The organism is Streptomyces sp. OR43 (genome assembly GCF_008042275.1).
GTDB lineage: Bacteria > Actinomycetota > Actinomycetes > Streptomycetales > Streptomycetaceae > Streptomyces.
In genome coordinates, this window is sequence record NZ_RDBK01000043.1 from 3,709,504 (window position 1) to 3,725,422 (window position 15,919).

Sequence of the window (15,919 nt, forward strand, 5' to 3'; positions counted from 1 at the left end):
ATGATGCCGGACCGGTCAAGATCCGTGAGCCGTGCCGGAGTTGAGGATCACCTTGTGCAGGACGTCGATCCGGTTGGTGGTGATGGAGTCCACGCCCCGGCGGATCAGCCGGCGCATCGTGCGGCCGGTGTCCGCCGTCCACGCCGACACCAGCAGCCCGTCCCGGTGATTGCGGTCCGTCAACTCCCGGCTCACCAGTCCGAACCGGTAGTTCAGCCAGCGCGGCCGCACCGCGTCCAGCAGGGCCGCGCGGGGCGGGGCGAGCGTCGTCCAGGTCATCGCGACCTCGGCGGACGGGTCGGCTGCCCGCACCCGCAGCATCGCCTCGGGCCCCGCGCAGTAGTAGACGCGCTCACCGGCCCCGCACTCACGGACCACGCCGACGGTCCTGCGGACGGAATCGGCCGTGGACCCGGGCAGATCGAGCATGAGGCGGTGCGCCCCGGCGGCGACCAACGCCTCGCGCAGGGTGGGCACCGAGCCCTCGGCCAGCTCGGTCAGCTCCTGATGCGTGAGCCGGTCCAGCCGCACGTCATGACCCCACAGCCGCTCCAGCGTGGCGTCGTGCAGCAGGACCGGCACGCCGTCGCGGGTGACCCGGACATCGATCTCGACCGCGTCCGCCCCCCGTTCGATGGCGGAGCGGATCGAGCGGAGGGTGTTCTCGCGGACACGGTAGGGATCTCCGCGGTGCGCGACGGCGGTGACGGAGGTGACAGGAGTGACAGTGGCCATGGGGCCATTGTCACCACTGACGGGTCACCGGCCGGTGCGCTCCAGCCAGTCCGTCGTGTACGTGTCGATCTCGGCGGACAGCGTGCGCTTGCCGGCCGCGTCGAGGAAGGACGCCTCGACGGCGTTCTTCGCGAGGGCGGCGAGACCCCGCTCGTCGAGTCCCAGGAGGCGGGCCGCCACCCCGTACTCGCTGTTGAGGTCGGTGCCGAACATCGGCGGGTCGTCGCTGTTGATGGTGACCAGGACACCGGCCTCCACCATCTCCTTCACCGGGTGCCGCTCGATGTCCGTCACCGCCCGGGTCGCGATGTTGGAGGTGGGGCACACCTCCAGGGCGATGCGGTGCTCGGCGAGATGGTCCAGCAGCTTCGGGTCGCGGACCGAACTGGTGCCGTGGCCGATGCGCTCGGCCCTCAGCGAGGTCAGCGCGTCCCAGATCGTCTGCGGTCCCGTGGTCTCCCCGGCGTGCGGCACGGAGTGCAGGCCCTCGGCGATCGCCCGGTCGAAGTAGGGCTTGAACTGCGGGCGGTCCACGCCGATCTCCGGGCCGCCGAGACCGAAGGAGACGAGCCCTTCCGGCCGCAGGTCCACGGCGAGGCGGGTGGTCTCCTCGGCGGCCTCCAGACCGGCCTCGCCCGGAATGTCGAAGCACCAGCGCAGGACGACCCCGAGCTCGGACTCGGCGGCCTTGCGGGCGTCCTCGATGGCCTCCATGAACGCCTGCTCGGGGATGCCGCGGCGGGTGGAGGAGAAGGGGGTGACGGTCAGCTCCGCGTAACGGATGTTCTGCCGTGCCATGTCCCGGGCGACCTCGAACGTCAGCAGCCGGACGTCCTCCGGGGTGCGGATCAGGTCCACGACCGAGAGGTACACCTCGATGAAGTGGCCGAAGTCGGTGAAGGTGAAGTAGTCGGCCAGCGCCTCGGGGGCGGTGGGGACCTTGGAGTCGGGGTGGTGCGCGGCCAGTTCGGCGACGATGCGGGGCGAGGCCGAGCCGACATGGTGGACATGGAGCTCGGCCTTGGGCAGCCCCGCGATGAAGGGGTGCAGATCGGTCATCGGATCCTCCGGGGGCAGGAGTGGTGCGGGCCCGGTAAGTCGGGGAACCGGGCAGGGGACGGGAGTCATCGTAGGACGGGGCGGCCCGTAGCATGACGGCATCACGATGGGGGAGGCCCATGTCAGACAGCTCAGAACGGCCCGCGGACGGGTCCGCGCCGCGCGATCCGTGGGCTCCGCCGGACGCCAAGGTGCCGTTGGCCAAGAACACCGGCGACACCCGTCCGCAGACGGACGAGGGCACCGGGAATCCGGGGCCGCCGCCCGTGCACGATCAGCAGACGGTCACGTCGATGCCGAACTCCGGGACGGGCCCGATACCCACGGCCGGTTTCGGCCCGCCCGGCCAGGGACAGCAGGCCGGCCCCTGGCAGGACCCGGGGACGGGTGCTTGGCAGGACCCGGGGACGGTGCCGCCACCGCCGGTCGGTCCGAACGGTCCCGGTCAGGTCGCCCCGCCGCCCGCCGGACAGTACGGCTACCCGGCTCCGCCGCAGGCGCAGTACGGCTACCCGGTCCCGCCGGCCCCGCAGTACGGCGGCTACCCGGGCTACGGCGGCCAGCCCGCGTGGGGCGCGGGGCCCTCGAACGGCATGGGAACGGCATCGATGGTGCTGGGCATCCTCGCCGTCTGCCTGTTCTGCATCTACGGCATCCCCAGTCTCATCCTGGGCACGCTGGCGCTGATCTTCGGCATCATCGGCCGCAAGCGGGCCTCGCGCGGGGAGGCGGACAACGCGGGCCAGGCGCTGGCCGGGCTCATCCTCGGGTCCATCGGCATCGCCATCGGCGTCATCATCATCGGTGGCCTCATCTGGCTCTTCGCCACGCACGCGGATGAGTTCGACGACGACTCCACCTACAGCGACGACAGCACCTACGGGACGTCCCTCGTCATCGAGGACGCGCGGTGACGTCCCCGGTCGTCGCGGGCGCGTAACGTCCCGGCCGCGCAGCGGGTGGTGCCCGGTGAGCGGCCGGGAAAACGGGCCCGCGGGCTGTGGAGCACATTCCACACCCCGCGGGCCTTTTCATATGCCGTCCGCGCCGTCCGCGCCGTCCCGCAGCGCGGCCCGCGCCTCCATCAGCGCGAAGCCCAGCAGATTCAGGCCCCGCCACGTCGCCGGATCCTCCGCGCGCGGGTCGTCCGCAGCGAGCCCGATGCCCCAGATGCGGTCCATCGGGCTCGCCTCGACCAGCACCCGGTCGCCCGTGCCCAGCAGGAATCCGCCCAGCTCCGCGTTCTGGCCGAACTTGTGGACGCTGCCCGCGACCACCAGCCCGAACCGCTCGCGCTCCCACACGTCTGCGTCGAAGTCGCGGACCAGCCGGCCCACCTTCTTCGCCTCGGCCGGGCTCTTCGCCGCCACCGCCCGCTCCGCGGCCTCCGCGTCGCCGAACAGCCTCGCCTTGCCGGCCATCATCCAGTGCTCGGCCGACGCGTACGTCACCCCTTCGACCGTGAACGGCGAGAGCCACCACTGGCTGAGGCAGCTCGCGCCGATCCGGCCGTCCGGGCGCGGCCGGTGCCCCCAGAACAGCAGGTACTTCACCCTGTCGCCCGCGCCGGTCCGCGACACGAGACCGCCGACATCCCGGACATCCCCGATGTGTTCCATGACACGCGAGTCTGGCATCCGCCACTGACACTCCGTACGCGGAAGTCCGCACCGACACGACACATGGTCGACAGATTCCGTCGCGTAACCAAAAGGCAACAACGGAATCACTTGTTGGGCTCGGTCTCCTCTGCCAGGATCGGCACTCAAATCGAGCAGAAGCTACGCCGCCCCCGGTCTGCGGGGCAGCGGCGGAGGAGAGCGTGATGGGCAACAGCTTCCAGGTGCAGGACCGCTTCGCGGACGGCGCGCAGTACATCGGCGGAAGGCTGCGGTCCGGCACATCAGGACACAGCCACGAGGTGGTGGATCCGGCCACCGGGGAGACCGTCTACACCTATGAGCTGGCCGGCACCGCGGACGTGGACGCGGCCGTCGCGGCGGCCCGCGAGGCGTTCCCCGGCTGGTCCGGAGCGACCCCCGCCGAGCGGTCCGAGGCCATGCACCGCTTCGCCGCCGTGCTCGCGGAGCAGGCCGATGACTTCGCGTACGCGGAGTCCCTCCAGTGCGGCAAGCCGCTCAAGCTCTCGACCGGCTTCGACGTCCCCGGCACGGTGGACAACACGTCCTTCTTCGCCGGTGCCGCCCGCCACCTGGAGGGGAAGTCCGCCGCCGAGTACGACGGCGACCACACCTCGTACGTACGGCGGGAGGCGATCGGTGTCATCGGCTCCATCGCTCCCTGGAACTACCCGCTCCAGATGGCCGCCTGGAAGGTTCTCCCCGCCATCGCCGCGGGCAACACCATCGTGCTCAAGCCCGCCGAGATCACCCCGCTGACCTCGCTGATGTTCGCGCAGGCGGCCACCGAGGCGGGGATCCCGGACGGCGTGATCAACATCGTCACCGGCGCTGGAAAGGACTCCGGCGAACACCTCGTCGGCCACCCGGACGTCGTGATGACCTCGTTCACCGGCTCCACCGCCGTCGGCAAGCGCGTCGCGGAGATCGCCACCTCCACCGTCAAGCGCCTCCACCTCGAACTCGGCGGCAAGGCCCCCTTCGTGGTCTTCGACGACGCCGACCTGGAGGCCGCGGTCAACGGGGCCGTCGCCGGATCCCTCATCAACACCGGCCAGGACTGCACGGCGGCCACCCGCGCCTACGTCCAGCGCCCGCTCTACGACGCCTTCGTCCAGCAGGTCGCCGCGCTGATGGAGACCGTCCGCCTCGGCGACCCGTTCGACCCGGCGACCGACCTCGGCCCGCTGATCAGCCACGCCCAGCGCGACCGGGTCGCCGGCTTCGTCGAGCGCGCCCGCGCCTACGCGACCGTCGTCACGGGCGGCGAGGCCCCCGGCGGCGAACTGGCCCGAGGCGCCTACTACCGGCCGACCCTGGTCGCCGGTGCCGCCCAGGACAGCGAGATCGTCCAGGCCGAGATCTTCGGCCCGGTCCTGGTCGTGCTGCCCTTCGACACCGACGACGAGGGCATCGCGCTCGCCAACGACACCCCCTACGGACTCGCGGCCTCCGCCTGGACCCGCGGCCTGTACCGGGCCAACCGCGCCACCCGCGAGATCAAGGCGGGCTGTGTGTGGATCAACGACCACATTCCGATCATCAGCGAGATGCCGCACGGCGGATACAAGGCCAGCGGCTTCGGCAAGGACATGTCGTCGTACTCCTTCGAGGAGTACACGCAGGTCAAGCACGTGATGTACGACAACACGGCGGTCGCCCGCAAGGACTGGCACCGCACGATCTTCGGGGACCGATAACCCGGCCGGTCCGGCCGCACACCCACCCGAAAGGGCAACGCGTATGGAGCAGTACGAGCCCGAGCGACTCTCGGCGGCCCAGCTGGCCGCGATGCGCCGGAGCCTGACCAACGGCAGGGGAGCCCTCACCCGCCGATCGCTGCTGCGCGCCTCAGGCATGGGCGCCCTCGCGCTCGGCGGTCTGGGGACGCTGAGCGCGTGCGGCATCCCGCCCGCGAAACGCGAGGGCGACGCGGCCGCGGCCTCGGACGACCACTCGGCCAAGGAGAAGCAGGTCAACTTCTCCAACTGGACCGAGTACATGGACGTCAGCGAGGACGAGAAACACCGGCCCACCCTGGACGCGTTCACCGAACGCACCGGGATCAAGGTGAAGTACACCGAGGACATCAACGACAACGTCGAGTTCTTCGGGAAGATCAAACCGCAGCTCGCGGCCGGCCAGGACACCGGCCGCGACCTGATCATCGTCACCGACTGGCTGGCCGCCCGCCTCATCCGGCTCGGCTGGGCCCAGAAGCTCGACCCGTCGAACCTGCCGCACGCGTTCGCCAACCTCTCGCCCCAGTTCCGCACCCCCGACTGGGACCCGGGCCGCGCCTACTCCTATCCCTGGACCGGCATCCCGACCGTCATCGCGTACAACTCCAAGGCGACCGACGGCCGCAAGGTCGACTCCGTGACGCAACTGCTCGACGACCCCACCCTCAAGGGACGGGTCGCGTTCCTCTCCGAGATGCGCGACTCCGTCGGGATGACCCTGCTCGACATGGGCAAGGACCCGGGGAAGTTCACCGACGCCGACTACGACGCCGCGATAGGCCGGATGCAGAAGGGCGTCGACAAGAACCAGATACGCCGCTTCACCGGCAACGACTACACCGCCGACCTCGACAAGGGCGACATCGCCGCCTGCGTCGCCTGGGCCGGTGACATCATCCAGCTGCAGGCCGGCAACCCGGACATCAAGTTCGCCATCCCGGCCGCCGGATACATCACCTCCAGCGACAACATGCTGGTCCCGGCCAAGGCCCGGCACAAGACCAACGCCGAGAAGCTCATGGACTACTACTACGAGCCCCCGGTCGCCGCCCAGCTCGCCGCGTACATCAACTACGTCTGCCCGGTCGACGGGGTCCGCGAGGAACTCGCCAGGATCGACAAGGCGATGGCCGCCAACACGCTGATCCTGCCGGACAAGGCGATGGCCGCCAGGTCGCACGCCTTCCGCTCCCTGACCGCCGAGGAAGAGACGGCGTACGAGGAGAAGTTCGCCAAGCTCATCGGCGCCTGACCGTCAACGCCACGCCCTTCCTCCCCTGATCTCCCTCTGACACCACTGGGACTGCGATCCATGACACAGCAGCAGACAGGCGGCGACGTCCGCCTCACCGGGATCAGCAAGACGTACGGCTCCTTCGCCGCCGTCCAGCCGCTCGATCTGACCGTCCCGCAGGGTTCCTTCTTCGCGCTGCTCGGCGCGTCCGGCTGCGGCAAGACCACCACCCTGCGGATGATCGCGGGCCTGGAGGAGGCCACCACCGGAACCGTCACCCTCGGCGGCCGGGACATCACCGGCCTCCCCCCGTACAAGCGGCCCGTCAACACCGTCTTCCAGAGCTACGCGCTGTTCCCGCACCTCGACATCACCGAGAACGTCGCCTTCGGACTGCGCCGGCGCGGCATCAAGTCGGTCAAGAAGCAGGTCGACGACATGCTCGAGCTCGTCCAGCTCGGCGACTTCGCCCGGCGCAAGCCCCATCAGCTCTCCGGTGGCCAGCAGCAGCGCGTCGCCGTCGCCCGCGCCCTGATCAACCACCCGCAGGTGCTGCTCCTCGACGAACCGCTCGGCGCCCTCGACCTCAAGCTGCGCCGCCAGATGCAGCTCGAACTCAAGCGGATCCAGACCGAGGTCGGCATCACGTTCATCCACGTCACCCACGACCAGGAGGAGGCCATGACCATGGCTGACACCGTCGCGGTGATGAACGGGGGCCGGGTCGAGCAGCTCGGCGACCCGGCGGACCTCTACGAGAACCCCCGGACCACCTTCGTCGCCAACTTCCTCGGCACCTCGAACCTCATCGAGGGCGAGGTCGTCTCCACCGGCACGGACCTCGTCGTGGAGGCGGGCGGCGGCAAGCTGCGGCTGCCCGCCGACCGCTGTCCGGCGCCGACCGCGACCGGCGGCAGGCTGCTCCTCGGCATCCGCCCCGAGAAGATCTCCCTCGCCCACCGCGACGACGCCGACGAGATAGCCGAGGGCCGCAACCGGGTCACCGGCCGCATCGTCGACTCCAGCTTCATCGGGGTCTCCACGCAGTACGTCGTGGAGAGCCCGGCGGGCAAGTCCCTCCACGTCTACGAGCAGAACGTCGAGAGGCGCGCGGGGCTCACCACCGGGGCCGAGGTCGTCCTGCACTGGAACCCGGACCACACCTTCGGTCTGGACGCCGCCCAGGACATCGACGCCGGCGTGGAGACGGTGGAGGACGCGGCGTGAGTCTCACCAAGGAGGCGCCACCGGCCCCCGCGGCCGAGCCGGTCCTGCGCAAGCCCTCCACCCGCAAACGCCTCGTGCCGTACTGGCTGCTGCTCCCCGGCATCCTGTGGCTCGTCGTCTTCTTCGCCCTGCCGCTGGTCTACCAGGCCTCGACCTCCGTACAGACCGGATCCCTGGAGCAGGGATACGAGGTCACCTGGCACTTCCAGACGTACTGGGACGCGCTGACCGACTACTACCCGCAGTTCGTCCGGTCCCTGCTGTACGCGGGCACCGCCACCATCCTGTGTCTGCTGCTCGGCTACCCGCTCGCCTACCTCATCGCCTTCAAGGCCGGCCGCTGGCGGAACCTGGTGCTGGTGCTGGTCATCGCGCCGTTCTTCACCAGCTTCCTGATCCGTACGCTCGCCTGGAAGACGATCCTCGCGGACGGCGGCGCGGTCGTCGACGTACTGAACACGCTGCACGTCCTGGACGTCACCAGCTGGCTCGGCTGGACCGAGAACAACCGCGTCCTGGCCACACCGATGGCGGTCGTCTGCGGTCTCACGTACAACTTCCTGCCGTTCATGATCCTGCCGCTCTACACCTCGCTGGAGCGGATCGACGGCCGGCTGCACGAGGCCGCCGGGGACCTGTACGCCACGCCCGCCACGACCTTCCGCAAGGTGACGTTCCCGCTGTCCATGCCGGGTGTCGTCTCCGGGACACTGCTGACCTTCATCCCGGCCAGCGGTGACTACGTCAACGCGGAACTGCTGGGCTCCACCGACACCAAGATGGTCGGCAGCGTCATCCAGACCCAGTTCCTGCGCGTCCTCGACTATCCGACGGCGGCCGCGCTCTCCTTCATCCTCATGGCGGTCGTCCTGATCGCGGTCACCTTCTACATCCGCCGCTCCGGGACGGAGGACCTGGTCTGATGCCCGTACTGCGCTGGCTGCGACGCCATCTGATCGTCATCGCGGGTCTGCTGACCCTCGCCTACATGATCCTTCCGAACATCGTCGTGATGGTGTTCTCCTTCAACAAGCCCAACGGGCGCTTCAACTACTCCTGGCAGCGCTTCTCGACCGACGCCTGGAAGGATCCCTGCGGCGTCGCCGACATGTGCGGCTCGCTCTCGCTCTCCCTCCAGATCGCCGTCTGGGCCACGGTCGGCGCGACCGTCCTCGGCACGATGATCGCGTTCGCCCTGGTCCGCTACCGCTTCCGGGCGCGCGGGGCGATCAACTCGCTGATCTTCCTGCCGATGGCGATGCCCGAGGTCGTCATGGCCGCGTCCCTGCTCACGCTGTTCCTCAACATGGGTGCGCAGCTGGGCTTCTGGACGATCCTCATCGCCCACATCATGTTCTGCCTCAGCTTCGTCGTGACGGCCGTCAAGGCGCGCGTCATGTCGATGGACCCGAGGCTGGAGGAGGCGGCCCGCGATCTGTACGCGGGACCGGTACAGACCTTCGTGCGGGTGACCCTGCCGATCGCCGCCCCCGGAATCGCCGCGGGAGCGCTGCTCGCCTTCGCGCTCTCCTTCGACGATTTCATCATCACCAATTTCAACGCGGGTTCCACCGTCACCTTCCCCATGTTCGTCTGGGGCTCGGCACAGCGCGGCACGCCCGTACAGATCAACGTCATCGGCACGGCGATGTTCATCATTGCGGTACTGGTGGTTCTCGCCGGTCAGCTGATCGCGAACCGGCGCAAAAAAGCACGGCCCTGAAAGTCCCGAAGGAGTTGGAAACCATGGCCCCAGCTGCCATGCGTACTGCCGCACAATCACTCGCCGACGCGAAGCCGGTGTCGTTCTGGCTGGACGACCCCGGCCGGCCCGAGGCGCTCCCCGCGCTCACCGGTGACGAGCACTGCGATCTGCTCGTCATCGGGGGCGGGTACAGCGGACTGTGGACCGCGCTGCTCGCCAAGGAACGCGAACCGGAACGCGATGTCGTCCTGATCGAGGGGCACGAGACGGGCTGGGCCGCCTCGGGCCGCAACGGCGGATTCTGCGCCGCCTCCCTCACCCACGGCCTGCCCAACGGGCTGGAGCGCTGGCCCGGCGAGATCACGAAGCTGGAGGAGCTGGGCGCGCGCAACCTCGACGCCATCGAGGAGGCCGTGGCCCGCTACTCCATCGACTGCGAGTTCGAGCGCACCGGCGAGATCGATGTCGCCACCCAGCCCCACCAGCTGGAAGAGCTTCGCGAGTGGCACCAGGAGGCCGAAAGCCACGGCTTCGGCGGGACCGAGTTCCTCGACGAGGACGAGCTGCGCGCCCAAGTCGACTCACCGACATTCCTGGGCGGTCTCTGGGACCGCCGCGGTGTTGCGATGCTGCACCCGGCCAAGCTGGTCTGGGGCCTGAAGCAGGCCTGCCTGGACCTCGGAGTGCGGATCTACGAGCACACCCGGGGACTCGAACTGGCCAGAACCGGAACCGGAATGGCGGTCCGGACGCCGTACGGCAAGGTCCTCGCCCGCCGCGTCGCCCTGGGGACGAACATCTTCCCCTCGCTCGTGAAGCGGGTCCGCCCGTACACCGTCCCGGTCTACGACTACGCGCTGATGACCGAACCGCTGACCGAGGACCAGCTCGCCTCCATCGGCTGGAAGAACCGCCAGGGACTCGGGGACAGCGCCAACCAGTTCCATTACTTCCGGCTCTCCGCGGACAACCGGATTCTGTGGGGCGGATACGACGCGATCTATCCGTACGGTGGCCGGCTCAGCGCCGAACTCGACCAGCGGCCCGAGACGTTCCTGAAACTCGCCGGACAGTTCTTCGCGTGTTTCCCGCAATTGGCGGGTGTGCGCTTCAGCCACGCCTGGGGCGGTGCGATCGACACCTGCTCCCGGTTCTCCGCGTTCTTCGGTACGGCCCATCAGGGACGGGTCGCCTACGCCGCCGGATTCACCGGGCTGGGCGTCGGTGCCACCCGGTTCGGTGCCGATGTCATGCTCGACCTCCTCGCGGGCCGGCCGACCGAGCGGACCGCCCTGGAGATGGTGCGCACGAAGCCGATGCCCTTCCCGCCGGAGCCCCTCGCCTGGGCCGGGATCGAGCTGACGAAGCGGTCGCTGGCCAGGGCCGACGACAACGGCGGCCACCGCAACCTGTGGCTGCGGACGATGGACCGGGTGGGCCTCGGCTTCGACAGCTGAACCACGGGCCGCGGCCGGTGAACCGTGTGCGGCCGCCTGGTGACCCAGATCACTACCGATGGGTAGCCGAACCCGCGTCATGGATCGGCCCGGCCGCTCTCTCCCTGGTGAACGCACCGGCGCCTCCTGCCGGTGCGACACGGAACGGAGGCCGGTCATGACGGGCGCGGGGGTCAGGGCAGCAGTCGAGTGGCTCGTATCGGTGGCACCGGATCCCGGCGCCTGCCGGTGGGCATGGGAGCGCGATCCGCGAGGGGTCGCGCTCCTGCCCGCCGGCCGGCGCTGGGACGTGCTGATTCTTCCGGGGGAGCTGGGCTATCCGACGCTCGACGTGCTCACCCGCCTCATCGACCGGCCGGGACCGGTCCTCGCCGGCTTCGGCGACGCCCGCATGGGCTTCTTCGTGCCTCCGGGCACGGCCGCCCGCTGGGTGGGCACCGGAGTACGGGGCGCGGGCCGCGGTACCTGGATCGTCGTGCCCCATCCGTCGCGGGCCGTCGCCGGCAAGGTGCGCTGGCTGATCCCGCCGGACGGATCCGGCACGCTCACCGACGCCACGCTCCTGGAGCTGGCGATGCACGAAGCCGCGGCGGGAGGCCGGGAACAGCAGGGTGGATGCCAGAGGTCTTGACAACCTGATTGGTCTGGACCATGTTGTGCGCCACACTCAATTCCCCCCTGCACGGAGGCCGTTGTGGAACGCACGGGACCCCCCGCCCGCATGACCGGACTTCTGGCGGCCTTCTCGGCCGCCCTGCTGGCCGTCGGCGGCCTGGCCGCGAGCGCGCCGAGCGCCGCGGCGGCCGACGCCGATGTGGCGCGCAACGGCACCTTCGAGGCCGGCCTGACCGGCTGGAACTGTACGGGCGGCAGCGGAGCCGTCGTCAGCACGCCCGTACACGGCGGCACCTCGGCGCTGAAGGCGACCCCGGCCGGCAGCGACAACGCCAAGTGCTCCCAGACCGTGACGGTCAAGCCCGACTCCACGTACACGCTGAGCGCCTGGGTGCAGGGCAGCTACGTCTACCTGGGCGCGGCGGGCACCGGCACCACCGACGTGTCCACCTGGACACAGTCCGCAGGCGCCTGGAAGCAGCTCACCACCACCTTCAGGACCGGCGCCTCCACCACCTCCGTGAGCGTGTACACGCACGGCTGGTACGGCACCCCCGCCTACTACGCGGACGACCTCACCCTCGTCGGCCCCGGCGGCGACCCGGTCGTCCTCCCGGCGGTCCCCGCGGGTCTCAGGGCCGGCACGCCCACCTCGACCTCGGTGCCGCTGTCCTGGACCGCCGCCACGGGCGCCACCGGCTACAACGTCTACCGCGGCGGTACGAAGGTCCTCTCCACCACCGGCACCTCGGCGACCGTGACGGGCCTGACCGCCTCGACGGCGTACAGCTTCCAGGTCACCGCCACCAACGAGGCGGGCGAGTCCGCGAAGTCCGCCACGGTCTCCGCGACCACCACGACGGGCGGCGGAGGCGGCGGCGGATCGGACCTCCCGGCCCACGCGCTCGTCGGCTATCTGCACTCCAGCTTCGCCAACGGCTCCGGCTACACCCGTATGGCGGACGTGCCCGACTCCTGGGACGTCATCGACCTGGCCTTCGGCGAGCCGACCTCCGTCACCTCCGGCGACATCCGCTTCTCGCTCTGCCCGGTCACCGAGTGCCCGAACGTCGAGTCCGTGGCCGAGTTCAAGGCGGCCATCAAGGCCAAGCAGGCAGCCGGAAAGAAGGTACTGATCTCCATCGGCGGCCAGAACGGCCAGGTGCAGCTCGCCACCACCGCCGCCCGTGACACCTTCGTCTCCTCGGTCAGCAAGATCATCGACGAGTACGGTCTCGACGGCCTGGACATCGACTTCGAGGGCCACTCCCTCTCGCTGAACACCGGCGACACCGACTTCCGCAGCCCCACCACGCCCGTCGTCGTCAACCTGATCTCCGCGGTGAAGTCCCTCAAGGCCAAGTACGGCGAGAAGTTCGTCCTCACCATGGCCCCCGAGACCTTCTTCGTGCAGCTCGGCTACCAGTACTACGGCTCCGGGCCATGGGGCGGCCAGGACCCGCGTGCCGGTGCCTACCTGCCGGTGATCCACGCGCTGCGCGACGACCTCACGCTGCTGCACGTCCAGGACTACAACTCGGGCTCCATCATGGGGCTGGACAACCAGTACCACTCCATGGGCGGCGCCGACTTCCACATCGCGATGACCGACATGCTGCTGACCGGCTTCCCGGTGGCGGGCGACCAGACCAAGGTCTTCCCCGGGCTCCGCCCCGACCAGGTCGCGATCGGCCTGCCTGCCTCCACCCAGGCGGGCAACGGACACACCTCGCCCGCCGAGGTCACCAAGGCGCTGAACTGCCTGACCAAGAAGACCGACTGCGGTTCGTACGCCACGCACGGCACGTGGTCGGGACTGCGCGGCCTGATGACGTGGTCCGTCAACTGGGACCGCTTCAACAACTGGGAGTTCTCGAAGAACTTCGACGCCTACTTCGGCGGCTGAGCAACCGCAGCGCGACCAGCAGCAGCCCGCACAGCCACCAGCTCCCGGCTACGTCGAGAGGCCAGTGGTAGCCGCGGAGCACCAGACCGATGCCCGTCGCCACCGTCATCAGGACAGCGGCGACGGGCATCATCCACGCGTACCGCACGTACGGGGCGAGAAGGAGCGCCGCGGCGCCGTACGCCACGGCGGCGGTCGCGGCATGGCCCGAGGGGTAGTAGCCGGTCGCGTCGGTCAGCGGCCCCGGGCGGGCGATCCACTCCTTGAGCGGGACGACGAGCAGCGGCACCGCCGCCATGGCCAGGGCGGCGGCGAGCGGTGCCCGCCGCTCCCCGCGCACCAGGGCCCACAGGATCGCGCAGCCGAGGACCGGAAGCGCGACCTGCGTGTTGCCGAGATCGGCGAGGAGTTCGGTGAGCCGCTCCGGGCCGTGTCCGACGAGGGCGCGGCCGGTGCGCTCGTCCAGACGGCGCAGCGGGCCGTCGGCCGCGATCTGCCAGGTGGTGAGGGCGAAGAGGGCCGACAGGCCCGACACCACGGAGAGGAAAAGGGCCGTCCGGCCCGGAACAGGGGGGGTTGTTCCGGGCCGGACGGTGGGATCGGTGTACCGCGCGCCCCGGGGGGTGTGGGGCGGGCGGCCATCCGATCGGTGAGGAGTTCCGGAGCCGGAGGCTCCAGTGGTGTGCGCGAAGGCACAACCAGGACGGCGCTGGGGAAGCTCCGGCCCGGCATCACCCGCAGTCCCCTGCGGGCGGGGTGTTTCTCTCATCTGCGGAAACCGTACGTCAGGCGATGGGGGGACCGACAGCGTGAACGGTATCCCGCCATCGCCCCCGCACACCTTCTTCACAGGCCCTCACGCGGGCACCGGGCATCCACGGAGAAAACGCCGTGCGCCGCCACCGGGGGCCGGCGGATCAGACCCCGGCGAACGCCTGCTCCAGGACGTCGAGGCCCTCGTTGAGCAGGTCCTCGCCGATCACCAGCGGCGGCAGGAAGCGCAGGACGTTGCCGTACGTGCCACAGGTCAGCACGAGCACGCCCTCGGCGTGGCAGGCCTTCGCGAGCTGCGCGGCGGCCTCCGGGTTCGGGTCCTTCGTCCCCGCCTTCACCAGCTCGATCGCGATCATCGCGCCGCGGCCGCGGATGTCACCGATGACGCCCCCGTTGGGAAGCTTCGACCGCATCTCCGCGAGCCGGCCCTTCATGACCTCCTCGATGCGCTTCGCCTTCCCGTTCAGGTCCAGCTCGCGCATCGTCTCGATGGCGCCGAGCGCACCCGCGCAGGCGACCGGGTTCCCGCCGTAGGTGCCGCCGAGGCCACCGGCGTGCGCGGCGTCCATGATCTCGGCGCGGCCGGTCACGGCGGAGAGCGGAAGGCCGCCCGCGATGCCCTTGGCGGTCGTGATCAGGTCCGGGACGATGCCTTCGTCCTCGCACGCGAACCACTGGCCGGTGCGGCAGAAGCCGGACTGGATCTCGTCGGCGACGAAGACGATGCCGTTGTCCTTGGCGAACTGCGCGATGGCCGGCAGGAAGCCCTTCGCCGGCTCGATGAAGCCGCCCTCGCCGAGGACCGGCTCGATGATGATCGCGGCGACGTTCTCCGCGCCGATCTGCTTGGTGATCTGGTCGATGGCCTGGGCGGACGCCTCCGCGCCGGCGTTCTCCGCGCCGGTCGGCCAACGGTAGCCGTAGGCCACCGGGACGCGGTAGACCTCGGGCGCGAACGGACCGAAGCCGTGCTTGTACGGCATGTTCTTGGCGGTCAGCGCCATCGTGAGGTTGGTCCGGCCGTGGTAGCCGTGGTCGAAGACGACGACCGCGGTGCGCTTGGTGTGGGCGCGGGCGATCTTCACCGCGTTCTCGACGGCCTCGGCGCCCGAGTTGAACAGCGCGGACTTCTTGGCGTGGTCGCCCGGGGTGAGTTCGGCGAGCTGCTCGCAGACCTCGACGTAGCCCTCGTACGGCGTGACCATGAAACAGGTGTGGGTGAAGTCGGCGAGCTGGGCGGAGGCCCGGCGCACGACGGCCTCGGCGGAGGCGCCGACGGACGTCACGGCGATGCCGGAACCGAAGTCGATCAGACGGTTCCCGTCCACGTCCTCGATGATCCCGCCGCCCGCGCGGGCGGTGAACACCGGCAGGGTGGAGCCCACACCTGCGGCGACCGTCGCGAGCCGGCGAGCCTGCAGCTCCACGGACTTCGGGCCGGGAATGGCAGTGACGACGCGGCGCTCCTGCGGAATTGCGGTCATGCGGGGCTCCTGGGGGGTGTTTCGGACGCTTCTCTTTCTGCAGGCTAGGGGCGTGGGAGGGGGCGCGGCATGCTCCGATCGGGAGTGGTGGGGCGCGTGTCCTTGTCCGCGACGGACAGAAGGTGATGCGGGCGCGTGTGCCTTTCTGCCCGTGACGGACAGGAAAAGGCGGCGGGGCGGTACGGAGGTGGCCGCCCCCGGTACGGGAAGTGGCCGCTCCCCGGTACTGGATGTGGCGGGCCCCGGACCCGTCACTATCCGGGCGCGTTGCTGAACTCACCGTGTGCGCGCACTAGATTGGCCGGTGCAGCGGTCGGACCTGGCTGGTCAGGGGGCAACGG

14 protein-coding genes are annotated in these 15,919 nt (G+C 69.9%); 9 read left to right on the forward strand and 5 right to left on the reverse strand.

Annotation, left to right across the window (positions count from 1 at the left end):
• Positions 1-15: 15 nt before the first annotated feature.
• Both EAO72_RS35935 and EAO72_RS35940 read right to left on the reverse strand, forming a co-directional pair.
• Positions 16-735: a glycerophosphodiester phosphodiesterase gene (locus EAO72_RS35935; RefSeq protein ID WP_148021202.1), complete on the reverse strand. Its 720-nt coding sequence runs from the start codon at positions 733-735 to the stop codon at positions 16-18.
• Positions 736-759: 24 nt separating this feature from the next.
• Positions 760-1,794, reverse strand: a complete 1,035-nt coding sequence (locus EAO72_RS35940; RefSeq protein ID WP_148021203.1) for an adenosine deaminase — start codon at positions 1,792-1,794, stop codon at positions 760-762.
• A 119-nt stretch (positions 1,795-1,913) separates the two neighbouring features.
• Here EAO72_RS35940 and EAO72_RS35945 point away from each other — a divergent pair, with 119 nt between their 5' ends.
• Positions 1,914-2,708: a DUF4190 domain-containing protein gene (locus EAO72_RS35945; protein WP_148021204.1), complete on the forward strand. Its 795-nt coding sequence runs from the start codon at positions 1,914-1,916 to the stop codon at positions 2,706-2,708.
• A 117-nt stretch (positions 2,709-2,825) separates the two neighbouring features.
• On the opposite strand, the gene EAO72_RS35950 is transcribed toward EAO72_RS35945, so the two are convergent.
• Entirely contained in the window at positions 2,826-3,413 is a 588-nt protein-coding gene (locus EAO72_RS35950) for an NADAR family protein (RefSeq protein WP_148021205.1), read from the reverse strand.
• Between the two features lie 206 nt (positions 3,414-3,619).
• On the opposite strand from EAO72_RS35950, the gene EAO72_RS35955 reads away from it, so the two are divergent.
• The 8 genes from EAO72_RS35955 (at position 3,620) to EAO72_RS35990 (ending at position 13,320) form a co-directional block, all read left to right on the forward strand.
• Positions 3,620-5,134, forward strand: coding sequence for a gamma-aminobutyraldehyde dehydrogenase (locus tag EAO72_RS35955; RefSeq protein WP_148021206.1), 1,515 nt, complete (start codon positions 3,620-3,622; stop codon positions 5,132-5,134).
• A 43-nt stretch (positions 5,135-5,177) separates the two neighbouring features.
• Entirely contained in the window at positions 5,178-6,428 is a 1,251-nt protein-coding gene (locus EAO72_RS35960) for a polyamine ABC transporter substrate-binding protein (protein WP_148021207.1), read from the forward strand.
• Positions 6,429-6,488: 60 nt separating this feature from the next.
• Positions 6,489-7,637 carry an ABC transporter ATP-binding protein gene (locus EAO72_RS35965; RefSeq protein WP_148021208.1) on the forward strand — a complete coding sequence of 383 codons (1,149 nt, stop codon included), beginning with the start codon at positions 6,489-6,491 and terminating at the stop codon, positions 7,635-7,637.
• Positions 7,634-8,560, forward strand: a complete 927-nt coding sequence (locus EAO72_RS35970) for an ABC transporter permease (protein WP_148021209.1) — start codon at positions 7,634-7,636, stop codon at positions 8,558-8,560. Before EAO72_RS35965 ends, EAO72_RS35970 begins: the two co-directional genes overlap by 4 nt.
• A complete protein-coding gene (locus EAO72_RS35975; protein WP_148021210.1) occupies positions 8,560-9,360 on the forward strand; it encodes an ABC transporter permease in 801 nt (266 codons plus the stop codon). Before EAO72_RS35970 ends, EAO72_RS35975 begins: the two co-directional genes overlap by 1 nt.
• A 23-nt stretch (positions 9,361-9,383) precedes the next feature.
• On the forward strand, positions 9,384-10,799 hold the full coding sequence (locus tag EAO72_RS35980; protein WP_148021211.1) for an NAD(P)/FAD-dependent oxidoreductase: 1,416 nt from the start codon (positions 9,384-9,386) through the stop codon (positions 10,797-10,799).
• A 157-nt stretch (positions 10,800-10,956) separates the two neighbouring features.
• Complete coding sequence (locus tag EAO72_RS35985; protein WP_148021212.1) at positions 10,957-11,430, forward strand: bifunctional DNA primase/polymerase; 474 nt, start codon at positions 10,957-10,959, stop codon at positions 11,428-11,430.
• Between the two features lie 63 nt (positions 11,431-11,493).
• Positions 11,494-13,320 (forward strand): chitinase, encoded by a 1,827-nt coding sequence (locus EAO72_RS35990; protein ID WP_148021213.1) that lies wholly within the window; start codon positions 11,494-11,496, stop codon positions 13,318-13,320.
• On the opposite strand, the gene EAO72_RS35995 is transcribed toward EAO72_RS35990, so the two are convergent.
• Together EAO72_RS35995 and gabT are read right to left on the reverse strand one after the other, a co-directional pair.
• Entirely contained in the window at positions 13,271-14,089 is an 819-nt protein-coding gene (locus EAO72_RS35995; protein WP_261991738.1) for a phosphatase PAP2 family protein, read from the reverse strand. The genes EAO72_RS35990 and EAO72_RS35995 overlap by 50 nt on opposite strands.
• Positions 14,090-14,237: 148 nt before the next feature.
• The gene (gene gabT / locus EAO72_RS36000; RefSeq protein ID WP_148021215.1) at positions 14,238-15,578 is read right to left on the reverse strand and encodes a 4-aminobutyrate--2-oxoglutarate transaminase; all 1,341 of its coding nucleotides are present in this window, start codon (positions 15,576-15,578) and stop codon (positions 14,238-14,240) included.
• Between the last annotated feature and the right edge of the window lie 341 nt (positions 15,579-15,919).

Coding starts and splice junctions, on each gene's coding strand:
- EAO72_RS35935 (WP_148021202.1), bottom strand. CDS start 735: ATGGCCACTGTCACTCCTGTCACCTCCGTCACCGCCGTCGCGCACCGC.
- EAO72_RS35940 (WP_148021203.1), bottom strand. CDS start 1,794: ATGACCGATCTGCACCCCTTCATCGCGGGGCTGCCCAAGGCCGAGCTC.
- EAO72_RS35945 (WP_148021204.1), top strand. CDS start 1,914: ATGTCAGACAGCTCAGAACGGCCCGCGGACGGGTCCGCGCCGCGCGAT.
- EAO72_RS35950 (WP_148021205.1), bottom strand. CDS start 3,413: ATGGAACACATCGGGGATGTCCGGGATGTCGGCGGTCTCGTGTCGCGG.
- EAO72_RS35955 (WP_148021206.1), top strand. CDS start 3,620: ATGGGCAACAGCTTCCAGGTGCAGGACCGCTTCGCGGACGGCGCGCAG.
- EAO72_RS35960 (WP_148021207.1), top strand. CDS start 5,178: ATGGAGCAGTACGAGCCCGAGCGACTCTCGGCGGCCCAGCTGGCCGCG.
- EAO72_RS35965 (WP_148021208.1), top strand. CDS start 6,489: ATGACACAGCAGCAGACAGGCGGCGACGTCCGCCTCACCGGGATCAGC.
- EAO72_RS35975 (WP_148021210.1), top strand. CDS start 8,560: ATGCCCGTACTGCGCTGGCTGCGACGCCATCTGATCGTCATCGCGGGT.
- EAO72_RS35980 (WP_148021211.1), top strand. CDS start 9,384: ATGGCCCCAGCTGCCATGCGTACTGCCGCACAATCACTCGCCGACGCG.
- EAO72_RS35985 (WP_148021212.1), top strand. CDS start 10,957: ATGACGGGCGCGGGGGTCAGGGCAGCAGTCGAGTGGCTCGTATCGGTG.
- EAO72_RS35995 (WP_261991738.1), bottom strand. CDS start 14,089: ATGAGAGAAACACCCCGCCCGCAGGGGACTGCGGGTGATGCCGGGCCG.
- gabT (WP_148021215.1), bottom strand. CDS start 15,578: ATGACCGCAATTCCGCAGGAGCGCCGCGTCGTCACTGCCATTCCCGGC.